The sequence below is a fragment of the Cellulomonas sp. P1_G12_2 genome, assembly GCF_056405535.1.
On record NZ_JBFUBX010000002.1, the window covers coordinates 833,887 to 846,895 of the forward strand.

Annotated in this window: 17 protein-coding genes; 6 read left to right on the top strand and 11 right to left on the bottom strand. The window is 74.0% G+C overall.

Annotated elements, in window-relative coordinates:
• The first annotated feature begins 95 nt into the window (after positions 1-95).
• The 3 genes from AC1DXT_RS11990 (at position 96) to AC1DXT_RS12000 (ending at position 3,286) form a co-directional block, all read left to right on the top strand.
• Positions 96-1,328, top strand: a complete 1,233-nt coding sequence (locus AC1DXT_RS11990; protein ID WP_477061535.1) for a hypothetical protein — start codon at positions 96-98, stop codon at positions 1,326-1,328.
• A gap of 186 nt (positions 1,329-1,514) precedes the next feature.
• Positions 1,515-2,276, top strand: coding sequence for a hypothetical protein (locus tag AC1DXT_RS11995; protein ID WP_477061536.1), 762 nt, complete (start codon positions 1,515-1,517; stop codon positions 2,274-2,276).
• A gap of 41 nt (positions 2,277-2,317) precedes the next feature.
• The gene (locus AC1DXT_RS12000; protein WP_477061537.1) at positions 2,318-3,286 is read left to right on the top strand and encodes a helix-turn-helix transcriptional regulator; all 969 of its coding nucleotides are present in this window, start codon (positions 2,318-2,320) and stop codon (positions 3,284-3,286) included.
• Here AC1DXT_RS12000 and AC1DXT_RS12005 read toward each other — a convergent pair.
• On the bottom strand, positions 3,273-3,860 hold the full coding sequence (locus tag AC1DXT_RS12005; RefSeq protein WP_477061538.1) for a mycothiol transferase: 588 nt from the start codon (positions 3,858-3,860) through the stop codon (positions 3,273-3,275). The two genes, AC1DXT_RS12000 and AC1DXT_RS12005, sit on opposite strands and share 14 nt — an antisense overlap.
• A 369-nt stretch (positions 3,861-4,229) precedes the next feature.
• On the opposite strand from AC1DXT_RS12005, the gene AC1DXT_RS12010 reads away from it, so the two are divergent.
• A complete protein-coding gene (locus tag AC1DXT_RS12010) occupies positions 4,230-4,484 on the top strand; it encodes a nuclease (protein WP_477061539.1) in 255 nt (84 codons plus the stop codon).
• On the opposite strand, the gene AC1DXT_RS12015 is transcribed toward AC1DXT_RS12010, so the two are convergent.
• From AC1DXT_RS12015 to AC1DXT_RS12025, 3 genes are all read right to left on the bottom strand, one after another.
• Positions 4,477-4,878 carry a four-helix bundle copper-binding protein gene (locus AC1DXT_RS12015; RefSeq protein ID WP_477061540.1) on the bottom strand — a complete coding sequence of 134 codons (402 nt, stop codon included), beginning with the start codon at positions 4,876-4,878 and terminating at the stop codon, positions 4,477-4,479. The two genes, AC1DXT_RS12010 and AC1DXT_RS12015, sit on opposite strands and share 8 nt — an antisense overlap.
• A gap of 88 nt (positions 4,879-4,966) precedes the next feature.
• Complete coding sequence (locus tag AC1DXT_RS12020) at positions 4,967-6,511, bottom strand: methyl-accepting chemotaxis protein (protein ID WP_477061541.1); 1,545 nt, start codon at positions 6,509-6,511, stop codon at positions 4,967-4,969.
• A 247-nt stretch (positions 6,512-6,758) separates the two neighbouring features.
• Complete coding sequence (locus tag AC1DXT_RS12025; RefSeq protein WP_477061542.1) at positions 6,759-7,730, bottom strand: AraC family transcriptional regulator; 972 nt, start codon at positions 7,728-7,730, stop codon at positions 6,759-6,761.
• Between the two features lie 113 nt (positions 7,731-7,843).
• On the opposite strand from AC1DXT_RS12025, the gene AC1DXT_RS12030 reads away from it, so the two are divergent.
• A complete protein-coding gene (locus AC1DXT_RS12030) occupies positions 7,844-8,515 on the top strand; it encodes an NAD(P)-dependent oxidoreductase (protein WP_477061543.1) in 672 nt (223 codons plus the stop codon).
• On the opposite strand, the gene AC1DXT_RS12035 is transcribed toward AC1DXT_RS12030, so the two are convergent.
• Positions 8,505-8,870 (bottom strand): glycosyl hydrolase family 95 catalytic domain-containing protein, encoded by a 366-nt coding sequence (locus tag AC1DXT_RS12035; RefSeq protein WP_477061544.1) that lies wholly within the window; start codon positions 8,868-8,870, stop codon positions 8,505-8,507. The genes AC1DXT_RS12030 and AC1DXT_RS12035 overlap by 11 nt on opposite strands.
• A gap of 10 nt (positions 8,871-8,880) precedes the next feature.
• Between AC1DXT_RS12035 and AC1DXT_RS12040 the strand changes: the two genes are divergently transcribed.
• Positions 8,881-9,012 (top strand): hypothetical protein, encoded by a 132-nt coding sequence (locus tag AC1DXT_RS12040; RefSeq protein WP_477061545.1) that lies wholly within the window; start codon positions 8,881-8,883, stop codon positions 9,010-9,012.
• Between the two features lie 23 nt (positions 9,013-9,035).
• Here the strand turns inward: AC1DXT_RS12040 and AC1DXT_RS12045 are convergent, their stop codons facing one another.
• From AC1DXT_RS12045 to AC1DXT_RS12070, 6 genes are all read right to left on the bottom strand, one after another.
• Positions 9,036-9,257: a ferredoxin gene (locus AC1DXT_RS12045; protein ID WP_477061546.1), complete on the bottom strand. Its 222-nt coding sequence runs from the start codon at positions 9,255-9,257 to the stop codon at positions 9,036-9,038.
• Positions 9,254-10,462, bottom strand: a complete 1,209-nt coding sequence (locus AC1DXT_RS12050; protein WP_477061547.1) for an NADH-ubiquinone oxidoreductase-F iron-sulfur binding region domain-containing protein — start codon at positions 10,460-10,462, stop codon at positions 9,254-9,256. The genes AC1DXT_RS12045 and AC1DXT_RS12050 overlap by 4 nt, the downstream gene beginning before the upstream one ends.
• A 71-nt stretch (positions 10,463-10,533) precedes the next feature.
• Positions 10,534-11,235: a ferric reductase-like transmembrane domain-containing protein gene (locus AC1DXT_RS12055; RefSeq protein WP_477061548.1), complete on the bottom strand. Its 702-nt coding sequence runs from the start codon at positions 11,233-11,235 to the stop codon at positions 10,534-10,536.
• Positions 11,222-12,190, bottom strand: a complete 969-nt coding sequence (locus tag AC1DXT_RS12060) for an FAD:protein FMN transferase (RefSeq protein ID WP_477061549.1) — start codon at positions 12,188-12,190, stop codon at positions 11,222-11,224. Before AC1DXT_RS12060 ends, AC1DXT_RS12055 begins: the two co-directional genes overlap by 14 nt.
• Complete coding sequence (locus AC1DXT_RS12065) at positions 12,187-12,540, bottom strand: hypothetical protein (protein WP_477061550.1); 354 nt, start codon at positions 12,538-12,540, stop codon at positions 12,187-12,189. The genes AC1DXT_RS12060 and AC1DXT_RS12065 overlap by 4 nt, the downstream gene beginning before the upstream one ends.
• Complete coding sequence (locus AC1DXT_RS12070; protein WP_477061551.1) at positions 12,533-13,003, bottom strand: hypothetical protein; 471 nt, start codon at positions 13,001-13,003, stop codon at positions 12,533-12,535. The genes AC1DXT_RS12065 and AC1DXT_RS12070 overlap by 8 nt, the downstream gene beginning before the upstream one ends.
• Positions 13,004-13,009 lie beyond the last annotated feature (6 nt).

The window sequence follows — 13,009 nt, forward strand, 5'->3', positions numbered from 1 at the left end:
CGAACTGTGAGCCTGAACGCGCCTCGTCGAGCACGGAATCGCTGGACACTTCCGGTGTGGTCGCCGAGCGCAGTCGCCGAGGAGGTGTGCGTGGTGTGAGCGCGATCGTCGTCGTGGTGGCCCTGGCCGGCTGCTCGAGCCCGGCACAGCCGGCAGCAGCGCCGGTGGGCGCGCCGACGCGCGACGCGACGGTCGGGCCCGTCGCGGTGGACGGGCTCCTGCGGTGGGCGGACGGCAGCCCGGTGGCGAGCGACCCGATCGACGTCGCCGCCGCGCGCCTCGCCGTGCCCGGGACCGACTACGAGGTCGTCTACACGGTCCCGTCCGGCGGTGTCGACGACGGGTACCTGATCCCGCTGCGGCTGAGGGCGGACGGGCGGGCGGTGGTAGCTCAGGTGCCGGCGGACTCGTTCGACGACGGCCCGTGGCTGACCGCGCCCACCACCATGGGCTCACTCGACGGGGCAGCGTTCACGCCCTTCGTGGCGGCACGGCCGATCGCGGGGGACCACCCGCGGCAGGCGTTCGGCGCGTCGGTGGCTGATGGGGTCGCGGCGTGGCTGGAGACGGACAGCACCCAGGTCGGCACGCCGAGGTGGCGGGTCTTCGCGGCGGGCGCGGACGGTCGCGCCACCCTGGTCGCGCGTGCGGAGGAGGTCGGCGACGGCGGTTCCGACATGGCGGGGTGGACGACCGTCTCGCTCGGGCGCGTCTACTGGGCGGCGGGAGCGTCCGGCCACATGGATGTCTTCTCCCGCGCGGCTGACGGCAGCGGGCCTCTGGTCATGGTCGCGACCGGGGTCTCCCAGCCCACCGACTCGTCGGCGGGCGTCGTCGTCGTCCGGTCGGAGTTCCACGATCCCGCCGTGCCGCCCGGCGAGGCGTCGGTCGAGCGGGTGGTCGACGGGGAGCAGCCGCAGGTGGTCGTCCGCCGGTCCGGGGCTCCTGGGTCCGCGCTCGTCCAGCTCGTCGCCGACGGAGACGTCCTGGCCTTCGTCGCGACCACGCCCGCACAGTCGGGGGGCACGCTCTACGTCGTCGACACCCGTGCGCGAACGGCGAGGACGGTCGCCCTGCACGGGTCGGGACGTGAGGCGTCCCTCGCGCTGTGCGACGGCCGGCTTCAGTGGTCCGAGGCCGACGCGCAGGGCCTCGGCACCTCTGTCCCCACGTACGTGCTCGACCTGCTGTCGGGCGACCTGGCGAGGATCGACGTCGGCCGCGCGTTCTCCGGGGCGCTGTGCGGCGGCCGGTACCTCGCCTGGAACCAGCACGATGGGGCGGCCGGCTCGTCGGCCAGCACCGTCGTGGCGCGCTGGAACCGATAGGACCTGAGCGCGCTGGCCTCATGGGGACCTTCGCCCCTACGTGACGTCACCGCGCGAGCGAGAACCTGGAGATGCGGCCAGGTCGGGCCTCGTCCCTGACCCGTCGCTGGAGGACGTCGACGCGATCGTCGAGCACGACCCGGTGTTCCGTGTGGTCCGCGGCGGCGCGAGTCGGGAGGGTGGCTGATGGTTCAGCACACGGGCGAGATCGTCGCGGGAGCCCCGGTCCGGGCGGAGCGGGCTGCCGACACGTGGGGCCCGCTCTACCGCGCCGGGGCACTCTGCGCGGGACTGGCGGTCGCCTGCTACGCCGTCGCCCTGGTCGTCGTCGCCACGACGACCGCGCCCCCGACGTCGGACGGCGCGAGCGTGCTGGCTTTCGTCGACGCGCACCGGACCGAGTACATCGTCCGGCAGCTGCTCTGGTTGGTGCCCAGCCTGTTCCTGATGGTCGTCTTCCTGGCGCTGGCGCTGGCCGTGGCGCTGCGCGTCGAGAGCAGGAGCCTCGCGGCGATCGCCGGTCTGATCGCGGTGACGTCGTGGGCGGTGTCGTTCGCGTGGCCGACCACGGGTGACGGGTCGTTGGCCATGGTGGTGCTCAGCGACAAGTTCGCTGAGGCGAGTACCGCGGTCGAGCGGGCTCCGTTCGTCGCCGGCGCGGAGGTGCTGATCGCACTGAACGACGTGCCGGCCGTCATCGGGGTGCTGCAGACCCTCGGGATCCTGCTGATCTCGCTGCTGATGCTCCGGGGGATGTTCGGGGCAGGGGTCGCCTGGCTGGGCGTGGCGACCGGCGCGCTCGGGATCGTCGCCGAGGTGCTCCGACCGCTGCTCGGCTGGGCCTATGCGATCTACGGGCTGCTGCTGTTCGTGTGGCTGGTCTGGGTCGCGGTCGCGCTCTGGCGCCACGCGGCGGAGCAGCCGTCGGAGGCGCTGGTCGCGGCCTAGGGTCGGTTCCGGACGGCTTGTGTCCGGAACCGGAGGTCGGCATGGTCGGCGACGCGAACCCCACGGCCCGGGCGCTGCTGGCGCTCGAGCTCATCCAGGCCAGCCCCGGCATCACCGCGGACCGGCTCGCCGACAGGCTCGGCGTCTCGGACCGGGCCGCGCGGCGCTACGTCGCCACGTTGCGTGACGCCGACATCCCGATCGAGTCGGTGCGCGGTCCGTACGGCGGCTACCGGATCGGTCGTGGGCTCCGGCCGCCGCCCCTCATGCTCACGGCGGCCGAGGCGTTGGCGCTGGTCATGGCGGTGCTGGACGGGCACCACGACGCCGACGACCCGGCGCAGCCCGTGGGGACCGCCCTGAGCAAGATCGTGCGGTCGCTGCCTGCCGCGGTGGCCGGTCCCGTGCAGGCGGTCCGGGAGACCACCGCGCCCGCGCCCGACCGCGGGGCCGCCCGGCCGGACCCGACGACGGCGACGGCCCTGGTGCAGGCCTGCTCCGCGCACCGGCGCGTCCGGGTGGCCTACCGCTCGGAGGGCGGCAACGCGTGGCAGACGGTGGTGGACCCGTGGGCGGTGGTCGTGCGGCACGGCCGCTGGTACCTGCTGTGCCACTCGCTGTCGTCGGACGCCCGCCGTGCGTACCGGGTGGACCGGGTCGAGGGCGTCGAGCTGCTCGACGAGACGTTCACGCCGCCCGAGGACCTCGACCCGGTGGCCGAGCTCGAGGCGCACCTGGCCGTCGGGTGGGAGTTCGACGTCGACGTGCTCCTGCAGGCACCCGCGCACCGCGCGCAGCAGTGGCTCCCGCGCGACCTGGGCAGGGTCGAGGCGGTGGACGGGTCGACGTCGAGGCTGGTGGGGTCGACGAGCAACCCGCCCTGGTACGCGGAGCGGCTCGCCGTCGTCCCGGTCGGCTTCCGGGTGGTGGGTGGACCGGAGCTGCGGGCCTGCGTCGGCGCGCTGGGCCGGCGCATGCTCGCGGCCGCGGACGAGGTCAGCCCCGTCTGATCCACGTGAGCGCCGAGCCGGAGACCGGGCGCCAGTCGTTCGGGGGGTCCTCGCCGACGCGCCCGTCGACCACCTCGCGCAGCAGGTCGGCGTGCCCGGTGTGCCGGCCGTACTCCTCGATCAGGTCGAAGAGCAGGCGGCGCAGGCTGGCATGGTTCCCGCGGTCGTCGCCGTCGTTCACGTCCTGGTCCAGCCCGCCCTCGGCGAGAGCACCGTCGAGCCGGGCTCGCGACCGGGCGACGGCGTCGTCCCAGGCCGCATAGAGCTGTTCGGGGGTGTCGTGCACGGCCGAGAGGATCTCGGTGTCGTTCTCGCTCCAGCTCGCGGGGTCCCACATCGGACCGGGGTGCTGACCCGCGAGCTTCCAGCTGAACGTGGTGTCCTCCACCGCGGCGAGGTGCTTGAGCAGCCCGCCGAGAGTGAGGGCGGAGGCGCCCACGTGCTGGGCGAGGCCCGCGCGGTCGAGCCCGTCAGCCTTCCAGCGGAACGTCGTGCGCAGCCTGTCGAGGGCCCCGACGAGGTGGTCGAGCTCGGTGCCGGCGAGGGGCGGTTCCCAGGGGATCGTCGTCGTCATGCGCCCGACCGTACGACCGGTTCCGGACGTTCTGCGTCCGGATGAGCGGCGAGACAGAACGCGTCCGACAGGTGAGACGCCTTGACAGCATGTGGACGCCGTCTCACACTCGTCGCATGCCCGTCGCCCGGCCCGTGCTCGTGACCCCGCTCCACGCGGGGTCCGTCGCCGTGCCGTCGATGCGCCGGTGTCTCTGTCGAATGTGTCACTGACGACCCAGTCGTCCCGGTCCCCGCAGCTCTGAGGAGCTCGCCGCGGGACCCCCGTGCCGCTCAGCGGCACAGCCCGTGATCGACCTCCCCGCGGTGAACCCTGCGGCGTCGGTCCGGACCATCCAGACACATCGCGAGACCATCGATGGAGCAGACCGTGCCGAACCGTACCCGTATCGACCTCCTGCCGATCCAGGAGGCCGTCGCCGTCGCCTCGCCCAGCGCGTGGCAGGACGGACTCGTCTCCCACCAGGCGCCCGGCGCCCTCACGGTCGCCCTGCTGGACGGCCGCGTGGCCGAGCTGACGACCAGCGCGACGCCCGCGATCGGGGAGCCCGTCGCGGTGCACCTGGTCGCGGAGGTCGTCGCCCTCGGGGGCGCGTGGTACTCCGCGCGTCCCGTGGTCAGCTAGGCATCGAGGCCATCGCCGAGCGGCACGCCTCGACCATCGCCGTGCAGGCGGACGCGCAGATCCGGCAGTGCTCCGACATCTCGGCGTGCATCATGCACTCGGCCGCGCAGGCCTCGCCCATGGTCATGCAGGCCGTCATCATCGACCGCATCACGCCCATGTCGTAGCCGTTCGGGCGCATCATCATCCGCATCATCGTCGTGGCGACGTCCGCGGTGTTCATGCACATGGACGCACATCGCCCCATGTTCTCGGCGCCGTCGGCGTCCGCGCACATCGTCGCCGCCATGGAGGCCGCGGAGCACGCCTCGATGCAGCCCTGCATCATCGACATGTCCATGCCCGTCGTCGCCGGCATCGGCATGGACTTCATCATGTCCGCCATCATGCTCATCGTCGTTCCGCCCTCGTCGTCGCGTGATCGCTGATCGGACGACGCTACGCCGAGCACCGGCTGCCCCGCCATGGTCTGCGGCGGAACCTCAGATCCGGAACTGCCCGACGAGGCCGCGCAGCTCTCCGCTCACCCGCGCCAGGTCCGCGCCGGCGGCCTCGCTCTCGACGACCGCGATCGAGGTCTGGGTCGCAGCGGCCGCGACGTCGACGATGGTGGAGGCGATCTCGCTCGAGCCGGCCGCCACCTCGGTCACCGAACGGCTCATCTCCTGCGTCACGGAGGTCTGCTCCTCGATCGCACTGGCGACGGTGGTCTGGTAGTCGTTGATCCGGCGCACGACGTCACCGATCTCGCCGATCCCCGCGACGGCACCCGCGGTGTCGGCCTGGATGGCCTCGATGCGTGCGGTGATGTCCCCGGTGGCCTGCGCGGTCTTGCGCGCGAGCTCCTTGACCTCGTTCGCGACGACGGCGAACCCCTTGCCCGCGTCGCCTGCGCGAGCCGCCTCGATGGTGGCGTTGAGGGCGAGCAGGTTGGTCTGCTCGGCGACGGACGTGATGACCTTGACCACCTCGCCGACCTCGAGGCTCGAGGCCCCGAGGCGCGCGACCAGGAGGGTCGTGGCCTCGGTGACCTCGACGGCATGCAGGGTGACCCGGGAGGCCTCGCCCGTGCTGTGGGCGATCTCCCGGATGGACGAGCCCATCTGCTCGGCGCCGGTGGACACGGACTGCACCTCGCGGGAGACCTCCTCCGCCGCCGCCGCGACCACCTCCGCCTGGCTCGAGGAGCTCAGGGCGTTCCGCTCGATCCGCGCGTTGGCGCCGGTCAGCTCGGTCGAGACGACACCGAGCTCGTCCGCGCTCGCGGCGACGCGGCGCACGACACCGTGCAAGTCGTCCATGAAGGCGTTGAACGCGGTCGCGAGGGCACCGATCTCGTCGTCGTGCTCGATCCTGACGCGCGCGGTCAGATCGCCGTCGACCTCCTCGATCTGGCTGCGCAGCCGCCCGATCGGCGCGAGCACGCCGCGAGAGAACATCACCCAGAGGGCTCCCAGCAGGAGCATCGTCACCGCCAGCACCGACCCGGCGACGAGCTGCAGGGTCTTCTGATGGGACTGCACCGCGGCGAGCTGCACGCTCGTCGTCGCGTCCACCTCGGCCTGGACCGCGTCGAGGTCGGCACCGATGGCGTCGCTGACCTCGACGTTGCGGGTCGTCACCGAGGCGGCCGCCGCCGTGAAGTCGCCTGTCACCACCTGGTCGTGACCCTCGGCGAAGAAGGCGTCGTAGCCGTCGATCGAGGCGCGCAGCTCGGCGAACACCGGGGCGAGGTCGGTCCCTGCCGCCAGCGCGTCCGCTGTGTCGAGCTCGGCCTCGAGCGCAGTGGACCAGTCCACCGCCTGGTCGTACGTCGTGCTCCACAGCTCAGAGCCCTGGTCGCCGCCCGTGGCCGCGACCAGCACGTACATGTTGTTGGCGCCGTCGTAGGCGAAGAAGTCGCTGCGCATGTGGGACACGGCGGTCTGCATCGCACTGGTGTCCGCGCGGAAGTCGGTCACGGTGGCGGCGGAGCTCGTCGCCTGCTGCAGCACGAACCCGTCCACCCCCGCCAGGACGATCGTCAACGCACCTAGCGCCGCAGCGCTCTTCCGGCCGAGGCTGGAGCTCACGTGGGACGGCTTTCTGGTCTGCGGCTGATTCCCGACTGGCGCAGGGCTCGCCACGGTATGAGTCCCACCCGCCGCGCGAGCATGGGGTCATCTGCCCGCCTCATCGGCACCCGACACCTGTGGTTGAGAGGTCGGATGGCGGGAGATGTGACGCCCCGGTTCGACGGCCGCTCGCGCGACGGTTCCGGCGGAGCGGCGAGACTCAGCCGGGAGGTGCGGGCAGGCTCGGCGACCTCCGCGTGCGGCCGGGAGAGACGCCGACCTCGCGCTTGTACGCGCGGCTGAACGATGCCTCCGAGTCGTACCCGAGCTCGGAGGCCACCTCGCGCACCGTGGCGCGGCCGTAGCCGAGCCGGTCGGCGGCGACGTGCATGCGCACCCGGGTGACGTACTGCATCGCGGGCTCTCCGACGACCTCCGTGAAGCGCGCGGAGAACGCGGACCGGGACATCGCGGCCTCGTGGGCCATCGTCGCGACGGTCCACGGCCGGCCAGGCGCGCGGTGCACGGCGGCGATCGCTGTGCCGAGCTGCGGATCGCGCAGGGCACCGAGCCAGCCGGTGGTGACCTGCTGCGCGTCCAGCCAGGCGCGGATCGACTGGATCACGAGGATGTCGGCCAGGCGGGTGGTGACGGCCTCGCCGCCCGGCCGGGCGTGGGTCAGCTCGTCGGTGGTGAGGGCGAGCGTGGCCGCCATCCACGCCCCGCCCTGCCGACCGTCGACGTGCACGACCGAGGGCAGCAGGTCCAGCAGGAGCCTGGAGGATGCCCCGTCGACCGAGAGCACTCCGCAGATCAGCTCTACCCGGGGTCCGGAGCCCCGGTGGCGCAGGACGGAGTAGTTCGGGCTGAGGAACTCCTGCGGCAGCTCGTCGACCCGGCCCAGCGACGGTACCCCCGGCGCGCTGCGCAGCAGGTGGCCGCGTCCGTGGGGAACGAGCGCGAGGTCGCCCGGGACCAGCCGTACGGGCGGCGCACCCTCGACCTCGACCCACGCCTCGCCGACCGTCACCACGTGGAAGCTCACGCAGTCGCCGAACGCGGGCATGTCGACCGCCCAGGGGCCGTCCGCCTCGGTCTTGCTGTAGAAGACGCCCGTGACGCGCAGGTGGCGCAGGGCCTCGCCCACGGGGTCGACGGGGGTCCAGGGCAGATCGACGACGAGCTGCGACATGATCCCTCCCTGGATGATCTGCGATGAAATGGCGACGGCTCATCATAGACCGTCCAGCGGAGGGCTGGTGGGGTGGAAGCACGGAATCCCCACCACACCGAAGGAGACAGATCATGAAGGTTCTCGTCGTCGGGGCGACGGGCGGCTCCGGCCGCGCCGCAGTCACCGAGCTGGTCGCACGCGGGCACGACGTCACCGCGCTGTCGCGCCACGCGTCGTCGCTGCCCGGGGTCCGGGGGATCGACGGAGACGCCACCGACGCCGCGCTCGTGGACCGGCTGGTCCAGGGGCAGGACGCCGTGGTCGTCACGCTCGGCATCAGCGAGAGCGCGGCCCGGGTCCGCCTGCGCGGTCCGTCGGGCACTCCGCTCGACATCCGGTCGCGGGGCACGCGGACCGTGCTGGACGCGATGCGCCGCCACGGGGTGCGTCGCGTGGTGGTGCAGACGTCCTACGGCACCGGGCCCTCGAGCGCCGGCCTCCCGCTGGTCAACCGCGTGATCTTCGCGCTGTTGCTGCGCCCGCAGATCGCGGACACCGAGCGCCAGGGCACTGAGCTGCGCGCGAGCGGACTCGACTGGGTGGAGGTCCAGCCCGTCACCCTCACCGACGAGCCGTGGGCCGGTCCGCCCGTGACCTCGACCGGCGGGGAGATCGAGGTGACGCGGGTCTCGCGTGCGCAGGTCGGGTGGGTCCTCGCGGAGGCCGTCGACGACGCGAGCCTGGTGCGTCAGACGGTCGCCGTATCAGCCGGCGCACGCGTGCCGGACGCCGTCAACGCGTGAACGACCACACCTGCCCGGCACGCAGGTCGACGCGCTCCTGCGCGGCGCCGTGGCGGACCAGGACCGTGACGTCCTGGTCCGCCACCAGCCGCGCGGACGCGAGCGTGTGGTCGCTCCACGCCAGGTCGACCGTCAGCGCGCCGCGCGCGCAGGCCGCGCACCGACCCGGACGGTCAGGCGTGCGGGAGCGTCGGCAGCAGGTGGACCTCGCGCACCCGTCCGTCACCGCGTGCGACTGGAGCAGGAGCTCGGCGACGCCGGCCGTGAAGCCGAAGTTGCCGTCGATCTGGAACGGCGGGTGCGCGCAGAACAGGTTCGGGTAGACGCCCCGCCGTGGTGCGCCGGGCCGGGCCACGGGGCTGCGGGTGGCGGGCCACGACCTGGAGGTCGAGGTCGACGGCGACGGCCACGTGCACTCCGCGCGCGCGGACGCCCCCGTGCGTGTCGTCCACCCGGTCCAGCCGGGGCCGGGGACGGCACCAGACGTGGAGGAGTGAGCCGCACGAGCGAGTCTGGTCGGCTACGCCCCGTCGTCGACCGGTTCCAGCCACAGCGCGCGTCGCGGGCAGGCGCGCACCGCGCGTCGGGCCGTCCGCAGGTCCGCATCGGCGACTACCGGGCCCAGCACCGGAAACCCCCACCGGTCGAGCAAGACCGCCGCGGTGATCTGGGCGCACACGCCGATGCCCTCGCACGCGACGGGGTCCACGCGCAGCCGGGACTCGGCCTCGACGCGCCTCATCGGTGCCCCGCAGGGACCGGGAAGGCGGGTGCGTGCGACAGCGGGCAGACCCGGCCGTGCAGGTGCGCCTCGATCTCGTCGCGGAACGTGGCCAGGGCCGAGGCCACTAGCCGGGTCGCGCCGTCCGGGTGGTGGCACGCGCCGCGTCCCTCGATGGTCTCCGCGTCCGCGAGCAGCCGGTCGAGCGGTCCCCGCGAGGACGATCCCGCCGCCAGCGCAGCAAGGTGCTCGGCGAGCGCGGGCAGGCCGAACGTGCACGGCCCGCACTGCCGGGCGCTCATGGCGGCGAGGTACGCGACGACCGACGCGGTCTCGGCGACCCCGCAGGTCCCCGCCGGCAGCGGAGCGAGGACCCCGGCGCCGAGGCTGAGGCCGTCGGCGCGCAGGACGCGCTCGTCCGGCCTGTGGTGCTGCAGACGCTCCCACGACACCCACTGACCGCCGAAGCCGCCGAGCAGCACACCGCGCGGCGGGACGTCGCCGGGCCGAGCCAGCGCCGCGAGCACGTCGGACACGCACGTCGACCGTTCCACCTCGACGACGTGGCGACCGTCGGGCAGAAGCACCGTGAGCAGGGTCGTGGCCGTGGGGGCGTGGCCGCGCGCCAGCAGGGCGACGCGGGCCAGGGTCTCGACGTTCTGCACGAGTGTCCGTGGGGCGCCCGGGGGCGCGGGCCGTCGCATCGTCGGCAGCGCGGGGCCGCCGGACAGCGCGCGGGCGATCGCGCCGGCCTGGCCGGCCAGGTAGTGGATCGGGCCGCGCACCAGCTCGACCGCCGGCTCGGACCCGTGCGCGCGGCTTCGCTCCGCTAGCGCACGGGCCAGCGCGAGGTGTGCGCCGTCGTCGTCGCCGTGCAGCCAGACGACGGCCCGCTCGGCGCCGAGGGTCTCCGCCGCGAGCAGGAGCCCGTCGAGGACGAGGTGCGGACGCTGCCGCAGAAGGGTGCCGTCCTTGGCGCTGACGGGTTCGCTCTCGGCGCCGTTCGCGACGACGGTGAGCGACCCCTGCTCCCGTAGCGCGCGCCGCCAGCGCAGGGCGGTCGAGACGTGCGCGCCGCCGTGGCCGTGCAGGTCGCCGCGCTCGACGTCCTCGAGCACGGTGCTCGAGCCGGGCGGGCGCGGACCGAGACGCGCCTCGTGCTCCGCCACGCTCTCGACCGGACCGGGCCGCAGCGAGTCGGCGGGACCCGTGCGGGGCAGGGCCATGGGCGCCAGGAGCAAGCACGACCGCGTTGTCCTCGTCGCGCCGGTGCGGACCGGTGCCGTCGTCGCGATCGTCATCGCGCGGCTCTCCGTCGGTCGACCAGGAGCTCGTCCGTCAGCTCGGCCAGCCGGTCCGCCGGGGTGCGCGCGGCGTAGCGGGTGAGGGCGAGCCCGAGGACCGCGCACCCCGACGCCAGGTAGAAGCCGCGCAGCGCAGGCAGATCCGAGCCCGCCAGCACGCTGTGCGCCCAGACGAGGACCAGCGAACCGATCGCCACCTTGTGGATCGGCCACCAGGCCCTCGGGGCGATCCGCCCGGCGAAGCGGGCCGTCAGCCCGGTGAGCAGGCCCGCCCAGACCGCGAGCACGCCGAGCGTGACGGCGACCGGCCGATACGTCGACGCCATCGGCAGGACCGCGCCACGCCAACCGACCTGCGCCCACGGGTCGGTGGCGAGCACCACGACGTGCAGGACGGTGAACGCGAGGGTGAACGTCGCCAGCCCGGCATGCAGGCGCAGCCGCACGGCCGGCGACGGTGCGCGGAGGTGCCGCGCCCAGGGGTGGGCCAGCACCAGGCCCGTGCAGACGAGGGCGACGAGCAGCACGTACGACGTGAGCCCGCTCGCGCGGCCGAGCAGCCAGGCGACCATCTCGCCGCCGAGGGCGTCCCGCACCAGCCTGACGACGGCGGCCACCGACGCGACGGCGGAGATCGCCAGGACGGCCATGCCTGCGCGTGCCGCGGGGTCCCGCACGCCGTCAGCCACGGTCACGCCGCCAGACCACGAGGGGGTCCATCGCGGGCGACGTGCCGACGATGCCGTCGGTGGTGACCCACGCGGCCGCGAGACCGCGGTCCTGCGCCGCGGTACCGATGGCGCCCGCGCCCGCGAGGAACAGCGTCTTCGACCACACCTCGGCCCAGGCCGCGTCGGGGCCCACGACCGTGACGGAGGCGAGCCCAGCACCGCCGGGGCGACCCGAGCGCGGGTCGACGAGATGGTGCACCGGGGTACCGGCCGAGGTCCAGCGGCGCAGGCGCGTGGATGACGTCGCGCAGCCTGCGTCGCGCACGGCGAGCACGAGGACCGGGGAGGTCCCACCCAGGGGATCCTCGACGCCGACCCGCCAGCCGTTCCCCGCGGGTCCGGCTCCGCCGAGGTACTCGTCGCCGCCGGCGTCGACCAGCCAGGACGCACCCGACCCGGCGAGCTCCGCGGCCGCCCACCGGACGGCGAGGCCCTTCCCGATGCCGCCGAGGTCGATCGGTCGCCCGCCGAGGCGCAGCGCCGGGCGCGCCCCGGGTCGCGTCATGGGCCGCCAGCGTTCCACGAGAGACATCGCGGGCGCGCTCGCAGCGGTCGTCACGTCGCCCTCGGCGAACGGCAGGGACCGGTCGTACCCCCACGCGAGCAGAGAGTCGAGGACCCGCGGGTCGAAGAGGCCGTCGGTCTCGCGGTGTGCGCGCTCGGCCTCGAGCACCGCGTCGGCGAGCATGCCGGGCACCGCGTGCCAGGCGTCGGGCGCAGCATTCGCCCGCGACAGGGCGCTCGTCGGGTCGAACCGGCTGCAGTGCCGCGCCACCTCGAGGACGACGAGCTCGGCCCGCTCGAGGCAGGTGGCTGCGTGCGGGTGCGGGTCGACGACGCGCAGCTCCACCGGGCTCGCCATGGCACGGAAGGAGCGGCTCAGCATCGCCGCACCCGGCGTGGTCGTCGGGCCGTTCATCCGGATGCCTTGGTCATGGTGTCGACCGGCGGCGGGGGCACCGGAGCGGCGGCGGCCGGCGCCGGCGGTGCGGATGCCGGTGGGGACGTCGGGGTGCCCTCGGACCCGGCCCGCGGTGCCGCCGCCCCGGCGGACCGCTGGTCGAGGATGGCCCGGACCGCCGCGACACGCGCCTGCGCAGTGGCCACCTGGGCCGCGAGCTGGTCGATCCGTGAGTCGACGGGCACCGCGGTGGCCGGCGCGGGTGCAGACGGGTCGTTGGCGTCGGCCCACATCACGCCCGCGCCGAACAGCCCGGCCGTGAGCGGGACGAGGACCAAGGTGACGAGGGCGCGCCCACGGTCAGTCATCGGAGCCGTGGTCGTCCGAGCCGTGGTCATCGGAGCCGTCGTCGTCCGAGTCGGAGTCGTCCGAGTCGGAGTCGTCGGAGCCGCGGTGCGCGCGCTCGGAGGCCGAGTCGTCGGTGGCCCAGTCGTCGTCCCCGGGGGAGTCGTCCACCCCGGTCACCCGGTCGTCGGTGGCGTCGTGGCTCGGCGGGTCGTCGCTGCGGGGCGACGCCGAGGGGGCGGACCCGTTCGTCGGCACAGCGGTCGGGGTGCTCGAAGCGGCCGCGGCGAGGCTGTCGATCTCGCTGTTCAGCGCGGCGAGCGAGTGCTCGAGCTCCGCCGTCCGGGGGTCTGTCGTGGTGGTGGTGGTGATCTCAGGCGTGGGGTCCGCGGACGGTGACGTGGCGGCAGCGACCGCCGCCGTGCCCAACCCGATCAGGACGACTGCCGACGCACTCGCTACGGCGGTGCGGCTCTTCCAGGTCATCGTCGT

Coding starts and splice junctions, on each gene's coding strand:
- AC1DXT_RS11995 (WP_477061536.1), top strand. CDS start 1,515: ATGGTTCAGCACACGGGCGAGATCGTCGCGGGAGCCCCGGTCCGGGCG.
- AC1DXT_RS12000 (WP_477061537.1), top strand. CDS start 2,318: ATGGTCGGCGACGCGAACCCCACGGCCCGGGCGCTGCTGGCGCTCGAG.
- AC1DXT_RS12005 (WP_477061538.1), bottom strand. CDS start 3,860: ATGACGACGACGATCCCCTGGGAACCGCCCCTCGCCGGCACCGAGCTC.
- AC1DXT_RS12015 (WP_477061540.1), bottom strand. CDS start 4,878: ATGAGCATGATGGCGGACATGATGAAGTCCATGCCGATGCCGGCGACG.
- AC1DXT_RS12025 (WP_477061542.1), bottom strand. CDS start 7,730: ATGTCGCAGCTCGTCGTCGATCTGCCCTGGACCCCCGTCGACCCCGTG.
- AC1DXT_RS12030 (WP_477061543.1), top strand. CDS start 7,844: ATGAAGGTTCTCGTCGTCGGGGCGACGGGCGGCTCCGGCCGCGCCGCA.
- AC1DXT_RS12045 (WP_477061546.1), bottom strand. CDS start 9,257: ATGAGGCGCGTCGAGGCCGAGTCCCGGCTGCGCGTGGACCCCGTCGCG.
- AC1DXT_RS12050 (WP_477061547.1), bottom strand. CDS start 10,462: ATGGCCCTGCCCCGCACGGGTCCCGCCGACTCGCTGCGGCCCGGTCCG.
- AC1DXT_RS12060 (WP_477061549.1), bottom strand. CDS start 12,190: ATGAACGGCCCGACGACCACGCCGGGTGCGGCGATGCTGAGCCGCTCC.
- AC1DXT_RS12065 (WP_477061550.1), bottom strand. CDS start 12,540: ATGACTGACCGTGGGCGCGCCCTCGTCACCTTGGTCCTCGTCCCGCTC.
- AC1DXT_RS12070 (WP_477061551.1), bottom strand. CDS start 13,003: ATGACCTGGAAGAGCCGCACCGCCGTAGCGAGTGCGTCGGCAGTCGTC.